The following is a 22,273-nucleotide window of genomic DNA, read 5'->3' on the forward strand; positions in this document are numbered from 1 at the left end:
GGGGTGATGGCGGTGGGGGAGCCGGGGCCGCTGCCGCCGAGGCGCGAGGCGGTTGCGGCGGCCGAGGCGCGCAGGGCGGAGGCGGTGAGCACGATCTGCTTGGGGGTGCCCGTGGAGCCGGAGGTCCGGACGACGGCGGCGGCGTCCGGGTGGCCGCAGCGGGCGGGGTCCTTGGCCTCGGGGCGGGGCAGGACACGGCCGTCCTCGGTCAGCTCCACCGGGTCGCCGGTGCCCTCCAGGGCGGCGGCGAGGGCCGCGCGGGCGGCGGCGAGCTGGTCTGCGGTGACGGCCATGGCGGGACTCCTGACAGAGGCGGACGGCGGACAGAGGTCGGGCGGCGGCGGACCGGCCGGCCGGTCAGAGCATGAACGGCACGGTGGCGATCTTGACCACCATGATCAGGGCGAACAGCTGGGCGTACCCCTCGGTCACACGGGCGTCGGTGGACCGGGAGAGCGCGTAGTCCAGGATCGCCGGCTGGCCTGTGATGCCCGCCAGCGCCCCATAGGTGCGATCCACGGACTGCCCCAGCAGCCGCGCCGCGGCGATGAGCAGGGCCGCGGTGAGCGCGGTGAGCACGGCGGACATCAGGATGGCCAGCCCCCCGACCCGGGTGAACACCGTCTCGATGAACGCCGGGCCGGCGGCCAGGCCCACCACGCCCAGGAAGAGCATGAGGCCGAACTGCCGCAGCGTCAGCGCGATCTCCGTGGACGGTTCCCACACCGTGGGTCCCGTCCGGCCGATCGCGCCGAGGGCGAGGCCGACGAGGATGCACCCTGCCGCCGGGCCGAGGGAGAAGGAGGCCCCGCCCGGAAGCGGGATCGTCACCATGCCCAGCAGGTAGCCCAGCGCCATGCCCGTGCCCAGGGAGATCCAGTCCAGGTTGGAGAGCCCCCGCGTGGAGTTGCCGAAGAAGTCGCGCACCGCCTCCATCCGCGGCGCGGTGGTCACGATGAGCACCCGGTCGCCGACCTTGAGCTCGGTCTGAGGGGTGGCCAGCGACTCGACGTCGTCGCGCCGCAGCCGGGCGACGTCGGTGCCGAAGCGCTCGCGCAGGGACAGCGTGCCCAGGCGGCGATCGGCCAGGGCACGGGCCGTGACGATGACCATGGAGGTCTGCAGCGGGTTCATCACCTGAGCCGGGTCGGCGTCGGTGAGGCGGCCGAAGGGCTGCACGGCCTCCTCGATGTTCTTCTCCGTGCCGTCCAGGACGACCTGGTCCCCGGGCTCGATCCGGGCGGCGGAGCCGGCGATCCGGGCCACGCCGCCGTGGCGCAGCGCCACCACGCGCACCAGCCTCTCGGAGATCCCCGGGATCTCCCGCAGGGCGATGGCGGAGGTGGCGGTCGCGACGGTGAAGCGCAGCTTGCCGTCGGTCACCGGCGCAGGATCTCGCGGGGAGCTGCTCCACGGGCGGGCGGCGAGCAGGGTGATCGCGATGATGGTGCCGACCACGCCCACCAGATAGGACAGCCCGTAGCCCACGGCCGGAGCCTGCTCGCCGGTGAGCTGGTTCGCCAGGGCCATCGCCGGCGTCGCGGTGAGCGACCCCGTCCACACGCCGATCGCCGTCGGCAGGTCCAGGTCGACCAGCGCGGCCAGCGGGTGCACCGTGAAGGCGGTGACGATCACCACGAGGACGGCGGCCAGCATCAGGGGCAGGTTGCGGCGCAGGTCCCGGAAGAACACCTTGCCGGCGCCGAGACCGATCAGGTAGGCGAACAGGGCCAGGCCGAAGCTCTGGAACAGGGCCAGCTGGTCGCCGACGTCGGGCAGCACCGCCCCGACGAGCAGGCCCACGAACAGGGCTCCGGAGGCGCCGAGGCGGATCTTGCCCAGGGGGATGGTGCCGACGGCAGCGCCCAGGGCGACGGTGGCCATGAGGACGAGAATGGGCTGGTCGCTGAGCAGTTCGAGCACGGGCGGGTCTCCGTCCTGCCGTGGTGGTCGGTCAGAAGTAGTACGGGTACGGGGACCAGTCCGGGTCGCGCTTCTGCAGGAAGGCGTCGCGGCCCTCGACGGCCTCGTCCGTCATGTAGGCCATGCGCGTGGCCTCGCCGGCGAAGACCTGCTGGCCGTTCATGCCGTCGTCCGGGAGGTTGAACGCGAACTTCAGCATGCGCAGCGCCTGCGGGGACTGACGGTTGATGTCCGCGGCGTACTCCAGGGCGACCTCCTCGAGGCGCTCGTGGTCCACGGCCTCGTTCACGGCGCCCATGGCCACCATGTCCTCGGCCGAGTACTCGCGGGCGGTGAAGAAGATCTCGCGGGCGCGCTTCTGGCCCACCTGGCGGGCGAGCAGGGCGGAACCGTAGCCGGCGTCGAAGGAGCCGACCGTCGCGTCGGTCTGCTTGAACTTGCCGTGCTGGCGCGAGGCGAGCGTGAGGTCCGAGACAACGTGCAGCGAGTGGCCGCCGCCGGCCGCCCAGCCGTTCACGACGGCGATGATCGCCTTGGGGGCGGTGCGCATCAGGCGCTGGACCTCGAGGATGTGCAGGCGGCCGGCGCGGGCCGGGTCGATGGTCTCGGCGGTGTCGCCCTCGGCGTAGCGGTAGCCGTCGCGGCCGCGGATGCGCTGGTCCCCGCCGGAGCAGAACGCGTGGCCGCCGTCCTTGGGGGAGGGGCCGTTGCCGGTGAGCAGGATGGTGCCCACGTCCGGGGTCATGCGGGCGTGGTCCATGGCGCGGTACAGCTCGTCCACGGTGCCCGGGCGGAAGGCGTTGCGGACCTCCGGGCGGTCGAACGCGATGCGGACCGTGGGCAGGTCCCGGACCCAGTTGCCCTCGGCGTCCCGTTCCACCTGGCGGTGGTACGTCATGTCCTGGAAGTCGAAGCCCTCGACCACGCGCCAGCGCTGCGGGTCGAAGATGTCGGAGACCTTCTCGGGGACGGGGTAACGGGCGGCGTTCTGCTCGGTCATGGTGCCGAGTCTAGTGGCGGGGGCGGTTCCTGCTCCGGGCCCGGGCACTCCGGCGTCGTCGTCCGTTCCATGCGGGCGGGGGACCCATGCGGGCGGGTGGAACGGGGCAGGGAACGCCGACGGAGAAGGAGGCCGCCGGCCCGCCGGCGCAGGGATCCGGCGTCGATGTGGTCTAATTCACGTCAACCCGTGACGACGTCCCGGGCTGCAGGAGCGGAAAGCCGGCGAGCGTGACGGCGGAGCGCACCGTCCTGCCGTACCCGAATGGAGAGTGTCCGTGTCCCGTGTCCTCCGGATCGATGGTGTCGAGGTGCACCATCTGGACGCCGACGGTCCCGTGACCGCCGTCCTGGCATTCGGCGTCGGCGTGGCGGACGAGCAGGTGTCCACGCTGGGGATCTCCCACGTAATCGAGCAACTCGCCCTGGACGGCGCCGAGGGCCTGGAATCGGACGTGGCCGGCGAGACCCGCATGTCGTACACGTCCATGTCCGTGCAGGGCACCCCTGAGCGGGTCGTGTCCAGGCTCGCCGCGATCTGTGAGCGCATCGCGGACATCTCCGCCGGCGGAGTTCATGCCGGTGAGCTCCGGCGCACGTGCCGCATCCTTCAGACGGAGGGTGGCACTGCGATGGGCGACAGCGCGCATCTCGCGGAGCACCTGAACGTCCGCCTCGGCGCGCAGGGGTGGGGGCTGGGCGCCGTAACGGCGCAGTTCCTGGCGAAGGTGACCCCGCAGGAGGTCGCAGAGTGGGCGGCCGACCGGTTCACCGCGGACAACGCTGTGCTCGCCCTCCACGGCCCGATGCCCGAAGGGCTCCGCCTGCCTCTGCCTCGAGGGCCTCGGTGCACCCCTGCCGGACTCGACTTCCTCGCGCAGACGTATCCGGCCGAGTACCTCTCCGGTGGGGAGGAGCCGTCGCTCTCCTTCGTCATCGAGGCGCCGGACGCGACGTCGATCGCGGCCGTCGTGCTCCTCTCCTCGGCCCTCCGGGCGCGGGCGTACAGGATCCTGCGCCAGGAGTGGGGAGTGGTCTATGGCCTCGAGGTCGAGGTCGTCGAAGCAGGAGGGGTGGCCGTCCTCGCCGTCATCGTCCGATGCGCGGAGAAGGAGGCCGCGGACTCGATGAAGGGTGTCCTCTAGATCCTGCGGTCTCTGCGGGACCGCGGGGCCACAGACGAGCAGAGGCGCCGGGCGGCCTCGGACTTCGAACGAGCCGAAGCGGAGATGCCGTCGGTGGACCGGCATGTGCGGGATGTGATGAATGCCTTCCTCGGCACGTCGGTGGACGTGACCCTGGACGCTGACGCTGTGCAGGGCGTGACCGATGCGCACCTCGCCCGCCTTCTCAGCGGCCTGGACAGGTCGCTCCTCGTCGGCTTCCCGCCGGTTGGTCGCAGCGTCGAGCAGGTGGAGGGGCTCGAGACGATCATGCTGCCGCGGCCCGAGCTCGTCGACGGTCCCCGCGTGGACGGAGAGCAGTTCCGCCCGACCCTCGGTGCCAGGCTCGGCGGCTACCGCCTGCGGTGCACCGTGGGTGACACGGGCATGGGGCTGGACTTCCCGGACGGGCAGGCGAGCTTCCTCTGGGAGGACGTGGTGGCCTGGGGGGCTGAACCAGGACGAGCGCGGTGTGCAGGTGCTGTCCGTGGACACCCGTCAGGGCACAGGGGGAGAGATCCTCGTCTCCCTGTTCAGGCAAGGGGACCGCATGCTCGACCTCCTGCGACGTCATCTGCCGGAGAGGCTGAAGCTGCCGGACGAGGAGTGAGGGCAGGGGAGACAGGGGCTTCTGCGCGCCGGAACTCGACCCTTTCCCGAACGAAAACGCCGCGGGGCGTTGACGCGGTGGATTCCGAGTATGCAGAATCGGTGCTACCGGGTATGCATACCCGGAAAGCACACCCAGCACCTCGGAGGACCGCATGTCCGTCAAGCACTCCCTTCTCGCCCTGCTCACGCACGGGCCGCAGTACGGCTATCAGCTGCGCGCGGACTTCGAGGAGACCACCGGAGGCACCTGGCCGCTGAACATCGGGCAGGTCTACACCACCCTCGAGCGCCTCACCCGGGACGGTCTGGTGGAGGACCGCGGGGACGACGGCGAGGGGCACCGCATCTACGCCCTCACGGACGCCGGCCGCACCGAGGTCGCCGCCTGGTTCCGCACCCCGCTGGCCCCCACCACCCCGCCGCGCAACGAGCTGGCCATCAAGCTCGCCATCGCCGTCACCACCGAGGGCGTGGACGTCCGCGAGGTCATCCAGTCCCAGCGCAGAGCCACCCTGAAGAGCCTGCAGGAGTACACTCGCGCCAAGCGCGCCGTCCCCGCGGACAGCGGCGGCGCGGACCTCGCGGGCCTGCTCGTGCTCGAGTCCCTCATCTTCTCCGCCGAGGCCGAGGCCCGCTGGCTGGACCACTGCGAGGCCGCCGTGGTCCGCGCCTCCCGCAGCCGCTCCCGGCAGGCCCAGGCCCGCGCCGAGCAGCGGGCGGCAGGACCGGACGCCGTCCGGGACGTGGTCGCCGACGCCCTCGCCACCGCCCGCGGCGGGGCCGCCTCGTCCGACCCGTCGTCTTCCGACGCCTCCGGCAGCTCGTCGGCCGCCCGCACCGACGGCGGTGCGCGATGAGCGCCCGCCGCGACGACGCGTCGCTGGTCACCGGCCTCACCACCGCCTCCGAGCGCAACGCCTCCGGCCCTCGCCAGGTCCTCGAGCTGGACCGGGTGGACATGGTCTACGGCACCGGCCCGACCTCCGTGGCCGCACTGCGCCAGGTGAGCCTCACGGTCCGCTCGGGCGAGTTCGTGGCCGTGATGGGCCCGTCCGGCTCCGGCAAGTCCTCGCTGCTGGCCGTCGCCGGCGGCCTGGACCAGCCGGCCACCGGCGAGGTCTTCGTCTCCGGCACCCCGCTGTCCCGCCTCTCCCTGGCCCAGCGCGCCCGCCTGCGCCGCCGGGTGGTCGGCTACGTCTTCCAGGACTTCAACCTGGTCCCCACGCTCACCGCCGCCGAGAACGTCGCCCTGCCGCTCGAGCTGGACGGCGCCCGTCCCGCCGCGGCCCGTGCCCGGGCGCTTGAGGCGCTGGAGAAGGTCGGCATCGGCGAGCTCGCCGGACGCTTCATGGACCAGCTCTCCGGCGGCCAGCAGCAGCGCGTGGCCATCGCCCGCGCGATCGTCGGCTCCCGCTCGCTCGTCCTCGCCGACGAGCCCACCGGCGCCCTCGACTCCGTCACCGGCGAGGAGATCATGGGCGTCCTGCGCGACCTCGCCGACGACGGCGTCGGCGTCGTCCTCGTCACCCACGAGGCCCGTCACGCCGGCTGGGCGGACCGCGTGGTCTTCCTACGGGACGGCCGGATCGTGGACGAGTCCTCCGTGGACTCCGTCGACTCCCTCTTCGCCGCCCCGTCCGGCGCCGCCTCCCCGGGGCGGGCCCACGACGACGGCGCCTCGCCCTCCGGCGGTGCGCGATGAGCCCGCAGCGGGGCACGGGCCCGGCACCCCGGCCGGGCGGAGCCCGGTCGGAGGCCGCCCGGTCGACCGGAGCCCACGCCGAGGCGGGCGGGGCGCGCCCGGTGCGTGACGTCGTCGGGAAGGGCACGGGGGACCGCGCCGGATCCCGGCGCGTGGCGCGCCGGATCGCCCTGCGGGACGCGAAGGCGCAGCCGTGGCGCATGCTCCTGGTGATCCTGCTGATCGGGCTGCCGGTGTTCGGCATGGCGCTGGCGGGCACCCTCCAGCTGAGCACGTCCTCGACCGACGCCTGGGCCGCCGAACGGCGCTACGCCGGGTTCGACGGCGTGATCGAGCGGGACGTCGTGCAGCAGGTGACGCCGGAGGACGGGGCGATCCCCGGGGTCAGCCCGGAGGACGCCGCCATGTACTTCCCGGACACGGACGGCATGTACACGGACGTCGACGCCTGGTTCCTCTTCGCCTCCGCCGGCGTGGCCGACGTGACCGTGGACCAGGCCCGCGCGCTGTGGCGGCGCTCCGAGGGGCGCCGCACCGAGCTGCCCGCGGGGGTGACCGTGCACCGTGTGGTGGAGTCGGAGGTGGAGGTCCTCGCCGGCGACCAGCGCGCCTCCGGGCTGGTGCGCGTGGTGGACCCGGACGACGCCGCCCTGTTCGGCGCGGACTCCCGCTTCGACGTCCGCTCCGGCGGCCTCGACGGAGACGGGATCCTGGTCGACCGGGAGCTCGCACGGACCGTCGGAGACCAGGGCATGGTCACCGTGCGCGGCGGCGCCCTGGACCGGGACACCAGCTTCGAGGTCCCCGTCGCCGGCACCATGGTGGACCGCGTGACGGACGACTGGCGGTGGGCGGACCTGCTGCCGCTGCCCGCCTCCGACGACACCCAGGGCTACGTCACCGCGACGCTGCTGGTGTCCGCCGACTCCGCGCTGGGCCGCGCCCTCACGGAGCACGGCACGGCGATCGACTACCTGGACGGCCCCGTGCCGGACGACTACCTCGACGTGCTCGCCTTCGCCCGCGCCGGAGACCGTGCCCAGTTCCTGCCGCTGCTGCACCAGCCGGAGAACGAGGGGGCGCAGCTCATCGACGCCGTTTTCCAGGACGGCGGGTCGCAGCCCCTGGACGACGTCCTGATGCTGCCCCTGCTGTTCCTCGGCACCCTCGCGCTCGTGGAGACCGGCCTGCTCGCCGGCGCCGCGTTCGCCGTGGGCGCCCGCCGCAGCCGCCGGGTCGGTGCGCTCCTGGCGGTGGTCGGCGCCGAGTCCGGCACCGTGGCCTCCATGCTCCGGTGGCAGGGCCTGGTCTGCGGACTGGTCGGGGCCGTGGGCGGCGGTGTGCTCGGCGTGGCCACGGGCCTGGCGATCGTGCTCTCCGCGTCCGCCCGCGGCGTGGTGCTGCCGCCGGCCGCGGTGCCGTGGCCGCTGGTGCTGTCCGCCATGGCGGTCGGCGTGCTCAGCGCCCTCGTGGCCGCGTGGATCCCGGCGCGGGCGATCGCCGGCCAGAACGCCTGGGCCGCGGTGCGGACGACCAACGCGGCCACCCCCGCGCCGTCCCGGGCGAGGGCGGTCTACGCCCTGGTGCTGGTGGCGGTGGCCGTGGGCGCCACCGTGACGGCCACCGTCTGGCTGCGCGGCCTGCGGACCCTGCCGGAGGTGGACGCGTTCTTCCCCGTCTACGGGATCGTGCTCACGGTGTCCGTGGTGGTGCTGCTGGTCGGTGCGCTGATGCTCGTCCCGATGGCCGTGCACCTGCTCGGCCGGGCCGCCGGACGGCTGCCCCTGAGCCTGCGCCTGGCGGCCCGGGACGCGGACCGCAACCGCGGCCGCACCGTGCCGGTCACGGCGGCCATGGGCGCGGCCGCGGCGATCGCCGTGCTGGCCCTGACCATGCTCGCGGTCGCCATGACGCCGTTCTCCGGCGACCGGCAGGCCGGCCTGCCCACGAACGTGACGCTGATGCCCGTCCCGGACCCCGAGGAGATCAAGGCCGAGTTCGAGCGCCTCCGCGAGGAGGACCCGAACATCGATGAGGAGTGGCTCGGGTTCACCGGCGGCACGGACCAGGCCGCCGAGCTCGTGCGCCGGGTGGCGAAGGGGGCCGGCCTGCCGGAGGTGACCGCCGTGGAGGAGGTCCTCAGCGCCGTCCCGGACTGTGAGGTCGCCGGCTCTCCGGACTGCGAGGCCCTCGGCCTGACCTACCCGGCCTCCTCGCAGTGCCACCTGCCCGTCCCGGACGACCCCCACGCGGCAGAGCGCTCGACCACGCTGTACGAGCTCGCCTCCGAGGCGGACCTGCAGCAGGCCCGCGCCTGCGCCTGGGGCCGCGACCCGTTCGACCCGAGCCCCAGCGCGGGCGTCTCCGGCCTGAACCTGGCCCAGGACATCCTCGTGGTGGACCCGGACCGGCCGGAGACGATGCCGCGCTCCCTGGTCTCGGACGAGGGCGCCCGCCGTGCCCTGGCCGAGGGACGCGTGGTGGTCTACGACCCCGAGTACGTGTCCTCGGACGGCACCGTGGACCTCGGCTCCTACACCGAGGACGTGGCGCAGGCGAAGGGGATCGTGGACCGGGACAACGGGCAGGCCATGGCCTGGGACTCCGCGACCGGTGAGTACGTGGACGCGGTGATGCACGGCGACGAGGCGGTGGGCTACGGCGTGGTGGCGAACGCCCCGGCCGGCGCGGTCCTGTGGGAGCCGGAACTGATGATCCACCCGAAGGCCTACACGGCCCCGGCGGAGACCGCCGCCGGCTGGCGCGCCGTGGTGCCGCAGCACCTGCTGCCCGAGCTGGGACAGAGGGCCGGCGCCTGGGGTCTCGCGGTGACCTTCGCGGAGGCGCCGACCGTCTCCCAGTGGGAGGACCTGGGCCTCGCGCTCGGCGACGAGGGCCTGTACACGGTCGGGAACGAGTACATGGCCTCCGGCGTGGACGTGGACCGGGTGCTGTGGGGGATCGCGCTGGTCGCCGGCCTGGCGCTGGTGACGGTCTCCGGCATCACCACCGGTCTCGCCCTGGCCGACTCCCGCCGCGACGGCCAGGTCATGGACGCCGTCGGCGCCGCACCGGGCACCCGGCGGAGGCAGGCGGCGGCCCAGGCCGGCGTGGCCGCGGCCCTGGGCGCGATGCTCGGACTGGTGGTCGGCGCCCTGCCGGCGCTGTCCACGGGGTCCTGGCTGACCAGCGGCTTCGCGTGGATGCCGTGGCCGCAGCTGGCCGTGGTCCTGCTCGGTGCCCCGGTGCTGGCCGCGGTGCTGGCCTGGCTGCTGGTGCCGGGGCGGATGCCGGCCAGGGAGCGCCGCTCCTGAGCAGAGCCCCTGGGTGTTTTCGTTCGGGAGACGGTCGGGTTCCGGGGTGCTTCCGTTCGGGAGAACGTCGGGTTACCCGGCAGGCCCCTGGGCCGGCCGCCTCCCGACGACGGCGCCTCACCGTCCCCTGTCGGCCCGCCGGATACCGTGGTGGGCATGCAGACCACCCCGACCCCCGTCCGCTGGGACGGCGCCGTCAACGCCTGGACCGTCCGCCCCGGGCTGCATCGCATGGGCCGCGCCGAGTGGCTGACGGACGCCGGCTGGGCCGAGCTGGCCCGGGCGGGCGTGGCCGCGGTGATCGACCTGCGGATGCCGCAGGAGGTGAGGCGACGCGAGCACGACCCGGCGCATGAGGGCGTTCCGCGCGGCGTGACCTGGGAGAACCACCCGATCGAGGACGCGGACGACGCCGAGTTCCGGGCCCGCTTCGACCCGTATCCGAACCATCCGGCGCACTACCCGGACCTGCTGGAGAGGTACCCGGACCGGATCGGGGCGGCGATGGCCCGGACACTCGAGGCGGCGGAGGTCGGGGGAGCGGTCCTGCACTGCTCCGCCGGGCGCGACCGCACCGGCCTGCTCACCGCCCTGCTGCTGCAGCTGCCCGAGCTCCCCGGAGGCGTGGCAGACCGGGACGAGCAGCACGCCGTCTACACGGCCGGCGTCCGCGGCATCAACGACTACCGCCGCACCGCGAAGGTCCCGCACCCGTATGAGCGCTGGGTGCCGCCGGAGGACTGGGACGCGCACCTGGCCGAGCGTCTGGCCGCCCTGGACGAGGTCCTGGACGCCTGGCCCGCCGACCGCGTCCGGGCCCTCCTCCCACGCTGACCGGCCACCCGGCACACCCCACCCCCTGGCGTTTTCGCTAGTGAAATGGGAACCGCCCACCCCGCATCACCCGGCCCCGAACAGACCGACGGCCGCGTACCCAGGGTGCGCGGCCGTCGTCGTGCTTCACGGGAGGGAACCCGACGTTCTCCCGAACGAAAGTGCCCCGGAACCCGACACTTTCCCGAACGAAAGCGCCTGGGGACTCGACGGTTTCCCGAACGAAAGCGCCGGGAGCTCAGCCGTCGACGCGCTCTGTCGCACCGAGCGCGGTGAGCACGAACGCGTACTCCCACGCGGTGTCCTTCCAGCCCTGGTAGCGGCCGGAGGCGCCGCCGTGGCCGCCGTCCATCTCGGTGCGCAGCAGGATCGGGGAGCCGCCCTCGGCCAGCGGCGTCGACTGGTCGCTCGTCACGGTGCGGCGCAGCTGCGCCACCCACTTGGCCGGCTCCACGTAGAGCACGCGGGTGTCGTTGAGGCTGGTCACCGCGGCGATCGCCGGGTAGTCCACCTCGCGCACGTTCTGATACGGCGTGTAGGCCTTCATGTACTCGTAGACGGTCTGGTCCTCGATCGGGTTGCCCCACTCCTCCCACTCCAGGGCGGACAGCGGCAGGTCCGGGTCGAGGATGGAGGTCAGGGCGTCCACGAACGGCACCACGGCCAGGCAGGCGCGGTACAGCTCCGGAGCCAGGTTGACCACGGCGCCCATGAGCAGGCCGCCGGCCGAGCCGCCGTGGCAGGCAATGCGCGCCGGGTCCACCCAGCTGGAGTCCACCATGTGCCGGGTGGCGTCCACGAAGTCCGTGAACGACTTCGCCTTGGCCAGCTTCTTGCCGTCCTCATACCAGCCGCGGCCGAGCTCGCCGCCGCCGCGCACGTGCGCCACCACGTAGACCAGGCCGCGGTCCAGCAGGGACAGCCGGGCCACGCCGAGCACTGGGTCCATGGACATCTCGTAGGAACCGTAGCCGTAGATCAGGCACGGGTTCGTGCCGTCCTGGACCAGGTCCTTCCGGCGGATCACCGAGAGCGGGATCTGCACCGGCCGGCCGTCCGGGCCGGGCTCGGAGGAGGTCGCCCACTGGCGCTCCACCACGTAGTCCTCAGGGTCATGCCCGGGGACCTCGACCTCGCGGCGCAGGTGCACCTCGCCGGTCTCGGCCTCCACGTCCAGCACACGGGCCGGGGTGATCCAGGAGGTGTAGGCCAGGCGCAGGAACGGGGACTCCCAGGACGCCCAGGTCAGGTGGCAGGCGTAGAGCTCCTCGTCGAACTCCGGCTCGGTGAACGCCATCCCGACGACGGCACCCGCCTCCGCCTCACCACTCGCCTCCGCCTGGCCCGCCTCGGCGGCGGCGATCGGGGCCAGGTCGGCCAGAGCGCCGATCAGCACGCGTGGGGTGGTCTCGCGGCGGGCGGAGACGGCGATGTGGGTGGAGGTGACCATGACGCCGTCGACCTTCACCTCGGCCCGGTGCGGCAGCACGGCCCTCCATGCGGTGCGGTCGGCCACCTCGTCCTCGGCGACCAGGGACAGGACCCCGTTGGGGGCGGCGGCGCCGTCGGCCTCCCGGTTGTGCACGATCAGCAGGTGGCGGCGGCCGTCCAGGTCGAACGGCTCCACGGAGGCGAGCATGGCCTCGGTGCGCGGGATGAGCAGGCGCGGAGCCGGCACCTGAACGCCCTCCTCGGCGGGCAGGTCCACCACCCAGGTCTCGGAGACCTCGGAGTTGCCGACGCCGATCAGCAGCTGCGTCCGGTCCGCCACGCCCTCGAGCCCGGTCCACATGCCCGGGTCGCCCTCCTCGAAGAGCATGACGTCGTCCGCCGGATCGGTCCCGAGGGTGTGCACCATGACGCGGTACGGCCGCCAGGAGGCGTCCCACAGGGTGTAGAAGACGCGGGTGCCGGTGCGGTCGAAGCGGACGTCGTAGGCGATGTCCTCCACCACGTCGTCCAGCTCCTGGCCGGTGCGCAGGTCGCGGATGCGCAGGGTGAAGCGCTCGTCGCCGGCGTTGTCCACGGCGTAGGCCAGGAGGGTGCCGTCCGGGGAGACGTGCATCCCGCCCAGGGAGAAGAACGGCTTGCCCTCGGCCTCGGCGTTGCCGTCCAGCAGGACCTGTTCGCCGTCCAGCCGGACCCCGGGCTCGATGGCCGGCGGCGTCCAGTCCACCAGCCGGTCCCCGGTGTCCTGGGCGGGCACACGGCACTGCACCGCGTACTGCTTGCCCTCCTCGGTGCGGGCGAAGTACCACCAGCCGTCGCGGCGGACCGGCACGGACTGGTCGGTCTCCACGGTGTGCGCCTTGATCTCGGCGTAGATCGCCTCGTGCAGCGCCTCCTGGTCCGCGGTGACGGCCTCCGTGTAGGCGTTCTCCGCGTTCAGGTGGTCCAGGACCTCCTGCGAGGTCTTCTGACGCATCCACTCGAAGTCGTCGGTGAACGTGTCCCCGTGGTGGGTGCGGGTCACCGGCTTCGTGGCGGCGACGGGCGGGACGGGACGGTCGGAGGGGGCGTCGGCGGCGCTGGAGGGCTGCTGTGTGGTCTCGGTCATGCCTGCCATCGAATCACACCGGCGGTGTGGTGGCACACGTCACCGGATCCAGCGTGTGCCCAGGGGACTCAGACCGCCGGTGGAGTGCCGGGACAGTCCCTGCTCAACCGCGGGCGGCATGGTGGTGGGCTTCGTCGTCGAGCCCGACGACCACCCGAACTGGAACCGATCAGAAGGAGCCTCCAGACCGTGACGACCCCGCACCAGAAGACCGACTCCCGCACCGGCGCCCTGTCCCGCCTGCGCCGCCCGGCCGCCCTGACCGCCGCGTCGGCCGCCGCCGCGGCCGCCCTGGTGGGCTTCGCCGGCCCGGCCCAGGCCGCGGACACCGGCATCCCGGTGCTGGAGGAGATCAAGCAGTGCGAGTCCGGCGGCGACTACACCGCGCACAACCCGACCTCCTCGGCCTCGGGCGCCTACCAGTTCCTGGACATGGTGTGGCAGTCCACGGACGCCGGCGTCGGCTATGCCTCCGCGGACGCCGCCCCGGAGCACGTCCAGGACGCCGCCGCGGTGGAGCTCTACAGCGAGTGGGGCACCTTCCCGTGGCTGCCCTCGGCCCACTGCTGGGGCTGACCCGCCCCGCCGCGGCGGACCCGCCTCACTGGGGTGGACCTGCCTCACCCCAGACGAACGGCCGCCCGCCCTCCATACGGAGGGCGGGCGGCCGTCGTCGTGCCTGTGTCCCGGGCAGACGCCGGGGGCCTGCGGATCAGCGCGGGGCCATGCGGACGGCGCCGTCGAGGCGGATGACCTCGCCGTTGAGCATGCGGTTCTCGACGATGTGCTTGGCCAGCGCCGCGTACTCCTCCGGGGTGCCCAGGCGGGAGGGGAACGGGATCTGCTCGGCCAGGGAGGCCTGCGCCTTCTCCGGGAGTCCGGCCATCATCGGGGTCCAGAAGATGCCCGGGGCGATGGTCACGACGCGGATGCCGTTGCGGGCGAACTCGCGGGCCAGCGGCAGGGTCATCGCGGCCACGCCGCCCTTGGAGGCCGAGTAGGCGGCCTGGCCGATCTGGCCGTCGAAGGCGGCCACGGACGCGGTGTTGATGATGACGCCGCGCTCGCCGTCCTCGCCCGGCTCGTTCTGCGCCATGGCCTCGGCGGCCAGGCGGATCACGTTGAAGGTGCCGATGAGGTTGATGTTGATGGTGCGCGTGAAGTTCTCCAGCGGCAGCACGCCCTCGCGGCCGAGGGTCTTCTCGGCGGTGGCGATGCCGGCGCAGTTGACCACGCCGGCCAGCGGCGCGCCCTGCTCGGTGGCGACCTTGACGGCGTTCGCCACCTGCTCCTCGTTCGTCACGTCCGTCTCGACCATCACGGCGCCCTCCGGGGCCTGGCCCTTGAGGTCCACGACGACCACCTTCGCGCCCTCGGCCAGCAGGGCCTGGGCGGTGGCGGCGCCGAGGCCCGAGGCGCCTCCGGTGACGATGAACGTGCGGTCCTTGAACTGCATGGATGTCCTCCGTGGTCAGTGGGGGTCGGTGGTTCCGGTCACACTCAGCCTAGCCCGAGGACTCCGCGGAAAACGCCCATGCCGAAGTAGAAGACGAAGGCGAGGGCCACGAGCCACAGCAGCGGGTGGACCTCCTTCGCCCGGCCCTGGCCGGTGCGGATCACGGCGTAGGCGATCATGCCGGCGCCGATGCCGTTGGCGATCGAGTAGGTGAACGGCATGAGGATGAAGGTGAGGAAGGCCGGGAAGGCGGCGCCCCAGTCGTTCCAGTCGATGTCCACAGCCTGGGAGGCCATCATGAAGCCGACCACCACGAGCGCAGGGGCCACGGCCTCGAACGGCACCAGGTGGATCAGCGGGGTGAGGAACATGGCGAGCAGGAACAGCACGCCCGTCACCACGGAGGCGATGCCGGTGCGGGCGCCCTCGCCGATGCCGGTGCCGGACTCCACGAAGATCTGGTTGGCCGAACCCGAGGCGCCGCCGCCTCCGGCCACGGCCAGGGCGTCCACCATGAGCACGCGGTTCAGATCCGGGATGGAGCCGTCCGGATTCACGGTGCCGGCCTCGCGGGCCAGGCCCACCGAGGTGCCCATGGCATCGAAGAACACGGACAGCAGGATGGCGAACACCAGCAGCGCGGCCATGAGCCCGCCGACCTCCTGGAACGCGCCGAACAGGCTGACCTGGCCGAGCAGGGACAGGTCCGGGGCGGTCCACTCCGGCATGGACGGGGCCACCAGGGACCAGCCGGTGGGGTTGGCGTTGCCGGCGTCGTCCACGGACGGGCCGATGTGGAAGACGGCCTCCAGGACGTTGGCCAGCACGGTGGCGGCCACGATGCCGATGAGGATGGCGCCGCGCACCTTCCGGATCACCAGGACTGCGGTCAGCGCCAGGCCCACGATGAACACGAGGACCGGCCAGCCCTCGAGCTCGCCGCCGGTGCCCAGGCCGACGGGGACGGTGGTGCCGGCGGCGTCCGGGAGGCGGCGCACGAAGCCGGCGTTGACCAGGCCGATCAGGGCGATGAACAGGCCGATGCCCACCACGATGCCCGTCTTCAAAGCCGGCGGCACCGCGTCGAACACCGCACGGCGGAATCCGGTGGCCACGAGCACGGCCATGATCAGGCCGGCGAGCACCACCAGGCCCATGATGGACGGCCAGGTCAGGCCCGGCGTGGTGGCGATCGTGATGGACAGGAACGCGTTGATGCCCAGGCCCGCGGCGAGCGCGAACGGGTGCCGTGCCCACAGGCCCATGACGATGGTGAAGATGCCGGCCGCCAGTGCGGTGACGGCGGCGACGCGGGGGATGCCGAGCTCGCCGCCGGCCGAATCCGTCCCGGACAGCACGAGCGGGTTCAGCACGATGATGTAGCTCATCGCCAGGAAGGTGGCGAGGCCGCCGCGGAACTCCTGCCCGAGGGTGGAGCCGCGCTCGGTGAGGCGGAAGTAGCGGTCGAGGGCGCCGCGGCCGGAGGCGGTTCCGGCGGGGGCTGCGGAGGAGGGCATGCGAGGCATGGGCCCATCGTAGTGAGGCGCGTGGACGTGCCTGCGAGCCGTGACGCCGCGGGGAGTAGGCTCGCCCCTTGATGACTTCCCGGCACCACGACGACGGCTCCGCCCCCTCCCCGCGCGGCGGCCCCCTGGCGGGGGCCTTCCAGATCTACGCGCCCTCCACCGTCTATGCGATCGGCCTGGGTGCGATGATGCCGGCGGTGGCCACGGCGGCCCTCGACTTCGGTGCGGCGCCCGCGTTGGCGGCCGCGGTGGTGGTGCTGATCGGCGTCGGCGGCCTGCTGATGAACGGCCCGGCCGCGCTGCTGGTCTCCCGGGTGGGGGAGCGGCGGACGATCATCGCGTCCGCGTTCCTCGGTGCCGCCGCCGCGCTGCTGGCCTGGGGGACCACGTCCCGCTGGCACGAGGCGGCCGGCCTGCCCCAGCAGTGGGGTCTGCCGCTGCTGCTGGCGGGGGTGTTCATGGTCGGGGCGGCCGGCTCCGGGTTCAACCTGGCCCGGCAGTCCTATCTGGCGGCCGCGGTCCCGGTGACGCACCGGGCGCGGGCGATGTCCCTGCTCGGCGGCACCATCCGCATCGGCACCCTCGTGGGCCCCTTCCTCGGCGCCGGCCTGCAGTCCTGGATGGGCCTGCCCGGCGCGTTCGCGGCCGCCGCCGTGGCCATGGCCGTGGGCGTGGGCATGAGCTTCTTCATCGAGGAGCTCGAGGAGGAGCAGGCCCTGGACACCCAGGGCATCCCGCTGCCGGCCGAGACCCTGCGGCACATGGCCGCCACGCACGTGAAGCTGCTGTCCACCGTGGGCCTGTGCGTGATGACGCTGTCCGCCACCCGCGTCTGCCGTGCCGCGGTGGTGCCGCTGTGGGCGGCGCACCTGGGGATCGACCCGGCCACCACGTCCCTGATCTTCGGCCTCTCCGCCCTTGTGGACGTGCTCATGTTCTACCCGTCCGGCTGGCTCATGGACCGCTTCGGGCGCCGTGCCGTGGCCGTGCCCTGCCTGGGCGTGATGGCCGTGGGCTTCGCGCTGATCCCGCTGAGCGACTCGTTCGTCACCCTGCTCTGCGCCTCGCTGCTGGTCGGCCTGGGCAACGGCTTCGGCTCCGGCATCGTCATGACCCTCGGCGCCGACTACTCGCCGGCCCACGGCCGGGCGCAGTTCCTGGGCATCTGGCGCATCGTCTCGGACACCGGCATGGTCACCGGTCCGCTGCTGCTGTCCGCGGTGACCGGCGTGGTCGGCCTGGCCGGCGGCATCCTCGCGCTCGCCGGGCTGGCGGCGGCCGGGTCGGTCGGCTTCCGGGTGCTGCTGCCGGGCGGCCCCGGGTCGGTGTACCGTCCGCAGGGCGGCACGGAGTCCCGACGGCGGGCGTGACGTGCCACACTGACGCCATGACCGTCTTCGCCGTGCACTACACCTACACCGACGACTCCGCCGGCCGCGACGCCCACCGCGCCGATCACCGGGCCTTCCTGCGCTCGCTGGCCGCGGACGGGGTCGTGCTGCTCGCCGGCGCGTACCCGGAGCAGGAGGGCGTCCAGCCCGCCGCGCTGCTGGTGCTCCGCGCCGACTCCGCGGACGACGCCCGCATCGCCCTCGCGGAGGACCCCTTCCAGAAGGAGGGCCTCGTGGCCACCGTGGACGTCCGGCCGTGGGCGCCGCCGATGGGCGCCTGGGTCGAGGGCGACGACGCCCCGCTCGCCGGCCGCTTCTGAGGCCCGGTCCCGGGGCGTCGGTCCCGGGGCTCAGCTCCGCTCGGGGCGGTCCTCCAGGTATCGGGCGGAGGTGTGGTCCTCGAAGATCATGTACGTCTGGGTGTCCACCACGCCGGGCAGTGCCTGCAGGTGCTCGAACACCACCCGGCGCAGGTCCGCGATGTTCCGGGCGCGCACCATGATCATCACGTCCATGTTGCCGCCGACCAGGGACACCTGGCTGACCTCCGGGACGGCCAGCAGCTGGGCGCGCAGCTCGCGCCAGTTGTGCTGGCGCAGCTTCAGGGCCACGTGCGCGGAGGCGCCGAAGCCGAGCCGTTCCGGGTCCACCGTGACCGTGAAGCCTGTGATGGCGCCGGCGTCCTGCAGCCGGTTCAGACGGGAGTAGCAGTGCGCGCGGGAGACGTGGACGCGCTCGGCGAGGGCGGCGACGGAGAGCCGCCCGTCCCGGCTGAGCTCGGCGATGATCGCGCGGTCCGTGGCGTCCAGTTCCATGGTGTGCACTCTCTCCTCAGATCCTGCGCAGACGCCGTCTCCCGCAGCGGAGAACGGCGGACATCTGTGCGTGTGCCGTACGCCACTCTAACGGAATGTCCATCCAGGGTCCATGAATCAAGCGAACTGTATGCAAGTCACGCCGCTCCGGTGAACAGATTGGCCCGTTCAGGTCAGAATGAGGCGATTCTGGAAAGGAGTGCCCATGAGCCACAACACCGCGTCTGCGCCGCATGACTCGTTCGGCATCACGCTGGAGGAGTACCTGCTGCCGGCGACCCGTCGCATCCAGCTCGTCGCCGAGGACGGCACCGCGCTGTCCCCCGAGGAGCAGGACGTCGAGCCCGGCCACGAGTACCCGATGCCGTCCGACGAGGCCCTGCTGGAGGCCTACCGTCACCTGGTGATCGGCCGCCGCGTGAACGACCAGGCCTACGCCCTCGTGCGTCAGGGTCGCATGGCCGTCTACCCGTCCTCCCACGGCCAGGAGGCCTCCGAGGTCGCCGCCGCCGTCTGCCTGCGCAAGGACGACTGGCTCTTCCCGACCTACCGCGACACCGTGGCCGTGATGTCCCGCGGCGTCCCCGCCACCGAGGTGATGGTCGCCTACCAGGGCACCTGGCACCAGGGCTACGACCCGCAGGAGTACAAGGTCTCCGTGCAGTCCACCCCGCTGACCACCCAGCTGCTGCACGCCGTGGGCCTGGCCAAGGCCGCCCGCCTGCGCGGTGAGGACGTGACCGTGCTCGCCATGGTCGGCGACGGCGGCACCTCCGAGGGCGACTTCCATGAGGCCCTCAACTTCGCCGCCGTGTTCAAGCTGCCGGTGATCTTCTTCGTGCAGAACAACAAGTACGCGATCTCCGTGCCGCTGGCCCGCCAGTCCGCCGCCCCGTCCCTGGCCCACAAGGCCGTGGGCTACGGCCTCGCCGGCGAGCGCGTGGACGGCAACGACCTGGCCGCCCTGCTGGCCGTGCTCGGCCGTGCCGTGGAGCTGTGCCACAACGGCGGCGGCCCCTTCCTGGTCGAGGCGGACACCTACCGCATGCAGTCCCACACCAACGCGGACGACGCCACCCGCTACCGCGAGGACGCCGAGGTGAAGGAGTGGGAGGCCCGCGATCCGCTGCGACGGATGTCCGCGTTCCTCACCGACCGCGGCGTGCTGACCGACGAGGTCGCCGAGTCCATCACCGCGGACGCGGAGCAGGTCGCCGCCTCGCTGCGTGATGCGATGAACACCGACGTCGTGCTCGACCCGCTGGAGCTGTTCGACCACGTCTACACCGTGCAGACCCCGCAGCTGGCCGCTCAGCGCGCCCAGCTGGCGGAGGAGCTGTCCCGTTCCGAGACCAAGGAGGCCTGAGCATGGCGAACCTGACCTTCGCGGCCGCGCTGAACGCGGCCCTGGCCGATGAGATGGCCGCGGACGACTTGGTGGTCGTCTTCGGTGAGGACGTGGGCACCCTCGGCGGCGTCTTCCGCATCACCGACGGCCTCACCCAGCGCTTCGGCGACGACCGCTGCTTCGACACCCCGCTGGCCGAGTCCGGCATCGCCGGCATGGCCGTGGGCATGGCCCTCGGCGGCGCCCGCCCGGTGATCGAGATGCAGTTCGACGCGTTCGCGTATCCGGCCTTCGAGCAGATCGCCTCGCACGTGGCCAAGATGCGCAACCGCACCAAGGGTGCCACGCCCATGCCGATCACCATCCGCATCCCCTACGGCGGCGGCATCGGCGGCGTGGAGCACCACTGCGACTCCTCCGAGTCCTACTACGCCCACACCCCGGGGCTGAAGGTCTACACCCCGGCCACCGTGGCCGACGCCTACCTGATGCTGCGCTGGGCGGTCCGCTCGGACGACCCGGTCGTCTTCATGGAGCCGAAGAAGCTCTACTGGTCCAAGGCCGACCTGGACCTGGACGAGCTGCGCGCCGAGTTCGAGGCCCGCTGGGCCGAGGCCGAGAAGGCCGAGACCGACGCCGAGGGCTGGGCGCGCGCCGCCGTGGCCCGCACCGGCACCGACGTCACCCTGGTGTCCTACGGCCCGTCCGTGCCCACCTGTGTGGCCGCTGCCAAGGCCGCCGAGGAGGAGGGCTGCTCCGTGGAGGTCGTGGACCTGCGCACCATCAACCCGCTGGACGAGGCAACCATCGTGAGGTCGGTGACCAAGACCGGCCGCGCCGTCGTCGTGGCCGAGCCGCAGGGCTTCGCCTCCGTGGCCTCCGAGCTGGTGGCCCGGATCCAGAAGGAGTGCTTCCACTCACTGGCCGCCCCGGTGCTGCGCGTGACCGGCTGGGACATCCCGTACCCGGCGCCGAAGCTCGAGGAGCACCACCTGCCGAACGTCGACCGCATCCTCGATTCCATCGACGACCTGAACTGGGACCTGGACTCTGAGGAGGCCGACGCATGAGCAAGACCTTCAACCTGCCCGACCTGGGCGAGGGCCTGACCGAGGCGGACCTGGTCCGCTGGCTCGTGGCCGAGGGCGACGAGGTCGCTGTGGACCAGCCGATCGCCGAGGTGGAGACCGCCAAGGCGCTCGTGGAGGTGCCGTGCCCGTTCGAGGGCACCGTCCTCACCCTGCACGGCTCCGAGGGCGAGACCATGGAGGTCGGCCTGCCGCTGATCACCGTCGGCGAGGCCGGGGAGACCGACGGCGGCGCCGATGCCGGCCCCGCCGCGGACGAGCGGCCCGGCGCGCTGTCCTACCGCGAGGAGGAGCGCGCGGGCGTCATGGAGCCGGGCAAGAACCAGCCGGCCCCGGACAAGGCCCGGGGCGGCGACGGCGACGTCGCCGGCTCGGACGAGGAGGCCTCCGGCAACGTCCTGATCGGCTACGGCACCTCCGGCCACGGCGCCAAGGGCCGCACCCGCCCGTCCAAGCGCAAGCGCGGCCGGGGCAGGGCGACGACGGTCCCCGCCTCGTCCTCGCCGGCCGCCTCCGGCTCGGGGCAGGCCCCGCGCGTGGTGTCACCGATCGTGCGCAAGCTCGCCCGGGACAACGGTGTGGACGTCGCGACCCTCACCGGCACCGGCCCCGAGGGGCTGATCACCCGCGCCGATGTGATGGGTGCGATCTCCGGCGGCGCCTCCGCCCCGGCCCAGGCCGCCCCGGCGGCATCCTCCGCCCCGGCCGCCTCCGGCGCCGTGGGCGAGCAGGACTCGCGCTCGGGCCTGCGCATCCGTGAGCGCACCCCCATCACCGGCGTGCGCAAGGCGATCGCGGACCAGATGGCCCGGTCCCGCCGCGAGGTCCCCGAGGTCACCGCGTGGATGGACGTGGACGTCACCGGCCTGCTGGAGCTCCGTCAGGCGCTCAAGGCGAAGGATCCGGAGAACGCCCCGTCGCTGCTCGGCCTGATCGCCCGCTTCACCGTCGCCGGCCTGCGCAAGTACCCGGTGATGAACGCCCGCATCGAGACCGGTGCGGACGGCAGGGAGGAGATCGTCGAGTTCGAGGGCGTCAACCTCGGCCTCGCCGTGCAGACCGACCGCGGCCTGATGGTCCCGTCCATCGAGCACGCCGAGCGTCTCTGTGCCGCGGAGCTGAACGCCGCGATCGCCGAGACCGTGGGCCGGGCCCGCGAGGGCAAGGCCTCCCCGGCCGAGCTGACCCGCAGCACCTTCACCCTGAACAACTACGGTCCGCTGGGCACCGACGGTGCGACTCCGATCCTCAACATCCCCGAGGTGGGCATGCTGGGCATCGGCCGCATCATCGACCGCCCGTGGGTCGTGGACGGGCAGATCCAGGTCCGCAAGGTCACCGAGATGACCGTGACCTTCGACCACCGCGTCACCGACGGCGCCACGGCCTCCGCGTTCCTCACGTTCGTGGCCGGCTGCCTGAACGACCCGACCGCGGCCCTGGCCGAGATCTGATCGGACCCCGCCTACGGGGGCGGGGCACCCTTCCAAGGCGGACGGGCCCGGGAGGCGACCTTCACCGGTCGCCTCCCGGGCCCGTCGTCGT

The 22,273-nt window shown here is 72.9% G+C and carries 18 protein-coding genes and 1 pseudogene; 12 read left to right on the forward strand and 7 right to left on the reverse strand.

Annotation, left to right across the window (positions count from 1 at the left end; all coding sequences use genetic code 11):
• From FM125_RS07715 to FM125_RS07725, 3 genes and pseudogenes are all read right to left on the reverse strand, one after another.
• Nucleotides 1-293: pseudogene (locus FM125_RS07715) on the reverse strand (AMP-binding protein); the annotation flags it as partial.
• A 64-nt stretch (nt 294-357) separates the two neighbouring features.
• The gene (locus FM125_RS07720) at nt 358-1,923 is read right to left on the reverse strand and encodes an aspartate:alanine exchanger family transporter (protein WP_087134201.1); all 1,566 of its coding nucleotides are present in this window, start codon (nt 1,921-1,923) and stop codon (nt 358-360) included.
• Nucleotides 1,924-1,954: 31 nt separating this feature from the next.
• Complete coding sequence (locus FM125_RS07725; RefSeq protein ID WP_087134202.1) at nt 1,955-2,923, reverse strand: 1,4-dihydroxy-2-naphthoyl-CoA synthase; 969 nt, start codon at nt 2,921-2,923, stop codon at nt 1,955-1,957.
• 277 nt (nt 2,924-3,200) lie between these two features.
• Here FM125_RS07725 and FM125_RS07730 point away from each other — a divergent pair, with 277 nt between their 5' ends.
• From FM125_RS07730 to FM125_RS07750, 6 genes are all read left to right on the forward strand, one after another.
• Nucleotides 3,201-4,067, forward strand: a complete 867-nt coding sequence (locus FM125_RS07730) for a peptidase M16 family protein (RefSeq protein ID WP_087134203.1) — start codon at nt 3,201-3,203, stop codon at nt 4,065-4,067.
• 505 nt (nt 4,068-4,572) lie between these two features.
• On the forward strand, nt 4,573-4,695 hold the full coding sequence (locus tag FM125_RS12410; RefSeq protein WP_281251977.1) for a hypothetical protein: 123 nt from the start codon (nt 4,573-4,575) through the stop codon (nt 4,693-4,695).
• Between the two features lie 154 nt (nt 4,696-4,849).
• The gene (locus FM125_RS07735; protein WP_087134204.1) at nt 4,850-5,554 is read left to right on the forward strand and encodes a PadR family transcriptional regulator; all 705 of its coding nucleotides are present in this window, start codon (nt 4,850-4,852) and stop codon (nt 5,552-5,554) included.
• Nucleotides 5,555-5,655: 101 nt separating this feature from the next.
• Nucleotides 5,656-6,399: an ABC transporter ATP-binding protein gene (locus FM125_RS07740; protein WP_245829900.1), complete on the forward strand. Its 744-nt coding sequence runs from the start codon at nt 5,656-5,658 to the stop codon at nt 6,397-6,399.
• 152 nt (nt 6,400-6,551) lie between these two features.
• Entirely contained in the window at nt 6,552-9,713 is a 3,162-nt protein-coding gene (locus FM125_RS07745; protein WP_143745289.1) for an FtsX-like permease family protein, read from the forward strand.
• Between the two features lie 156 nt (nt 9,714-9,869).
• Nucleotides 9,870-10,547: a tyrosine-protein phosphatase gene (locus tag FM125_RS07750; protein ID WP_143745291.1), complete on the forward strand. Its 678-nt coding sequence runs from the start codon at nt 9,870-9,872 to the stop codon at nt 10,545-10,547.
• Nucleotides 10,548-10,785: 238 nt separating this feature from the next.
• Here FM125_RS07750 and FM125_RS07755 read toward each other — a convergent pair whose 3' ends face one another.
• Nucleotides 10,786-13,104, reverse strand: coding sequence for a S9 family peptidase (locus FM125_RS07755; RefSeq protein WP_087134215.1), 2,319 nt, complete (start codon nt 13,102-13,104; stop codon nt 10,786-10,788).
• Nucleotides 13,105-13,293: 189 nt separating this feature from the next.
• Here FM125_RS07755 and FM125_RS07760 point away from each other — a divergent pair, with 189 nt between their 5' ends.
• Entirely contained in the window at nt 13,294-13,680 is a 387-nt protein-coding gene (locus FM125_RS07760) for a transglycosylase family protein (protein ID WP_245829897.1), read from the forward strand.
• A gap of 136 nt (nt 13,681-13,816) precedes the next feature.
• Here FM125_RS07760 and FM125_RS07765 read toward each other — a convergent pair whose 3' ends face one another.
• Together FM125_RS07765 and FM125_RS07770 are read right to left on the reverse strand one after the other, a co-directional pair.
• Nucleotides 13,817-14,560: a 3-hydroxyacyl-CoA dehydrogenase gene (locus tag FM125_RS07765; protein WP_067188570.1), complete on the reverse strand. Its 744-nt coding sequence runs from the start codon at nt 14,558-14,560 to the stop codon at nt 13,817-13,819.
• A 44-nt stretch (nt 14,561-14,604) separates the two neighbouring features.
• A complete protein-coding gene (locus tag FM125_RS07770) occupies nt 14,605-16,077 on the reverse strand; it encodes an NCS2 family permease (protein WP_067188569.1) in 1,473 nt (490 codons plus the stop codon).
• An 80-nt stretch (nt 16,078-16,157) separates the two neighbouring features.
• On the opposite strand from FM125_RS07770, the gene FM125_RS07775 reads away from it, so the two are divergent.
• Nucleotides 16,158-17,456, forward strand: coding sequence for an MFS transporter (locus tag FM125_RS07775; RefSeq protein ID WP_067188567.1), 1,299 nt, complete (start codon nt 16,158-16,160; stop codon nt 17,454-17,456).
• 17 nt (nt 17,457-17,473) lie between these two features.
• Nucleotides 17,474-17,797: a YciI family protein gene (locus FM125_RS07780; RefSeq protein WP_067188566.1), complete on the forward strand. Its 324-nt coding sequence runs from the start codon at nt 17,474-17,476 to the stop codon at nt 17,795-17,797.
• Between the two features lie 30 nt (nt 17,798-17,827).
• On the opposite strand, the gene FM125_RS07785 is transcribed toward FM125_RS07780, so the two are convergent.
• Nucleotides 17,828-18,292, reverse strand: a complete 465-nt coding sequence (locus FM125_RS07785) for an Lrp/AsnC family transcriptional regulator (RefSeq protein ID WP_067188594.1) — start codon at nt 18,290-18,292, stop codon at nt 17,828-17,830.
• Nucleotides 18,293-18,497: 205 nt separating this feature from the next.
• Between FM125_RS07785 and FM125_RS07790 the strand changes: the two genes are divergently transcribed.
• The 3 genes from FM125_RS07790 to FM125_RS07800 are packed head-to-tail and all read left to right on the forward strand — an operon-like array spanning nt 18,498 to nt 22,182.
• The gene (locus FM125_RS07790; RefSeq protein ID WP_245829898.1) at nt 18,498-19,658 is read left to right on the forward strand and encodes a thiamine pyrophosphate-dependent enzyme; all 1,161 of its coding nucleotides are present in this window, start codon (nt 18,498-18,500) and stop codon (nt 19,656-19,658) included.
• A 2-nt stretch (nt 19,659-19,660) separates the two neighbouring features.
• A complete protein-coding gene (locus FM125_RS07795) occupies nt 19,661-20,710 on the forward strand; it encodes an alpha-ketoacid dehydrogenase subunit beta (RefSeq protein WP_087134209.1) in 1,050 nt (349 codons plus the stop codon).
• The gene (locus tag FM125_RS07800; RefSeq protein ID WP_087134210.1) at nt 20,707-22,182 is read left to right on the forward strand and encodes a dihydrolipoamide acetyltransferase family protein; all 1,476 of its coding nucleotides are present in this window, start codon (nt 20,707-20,709) and stop codon (nt 22,180-22,182) included. Before FM125_RS07795 ends, FM125_RS07800 begins: the two co-directional genes overlap by 4 nt.
• Nucleotides 22,183-22,273 lie beyond the last annotated feature (91 nt).

This window comes from Micrococcus lylae, from assembly GCF_900163825.1.
In the GTDB taxonomy this organism is placed as follows: domain Bacteria; phylum Actinomycetota; class Actinomycetes; order Actinomycetales; family Micrococcaceae; genus Micrococcus; species Micrococcus lylae.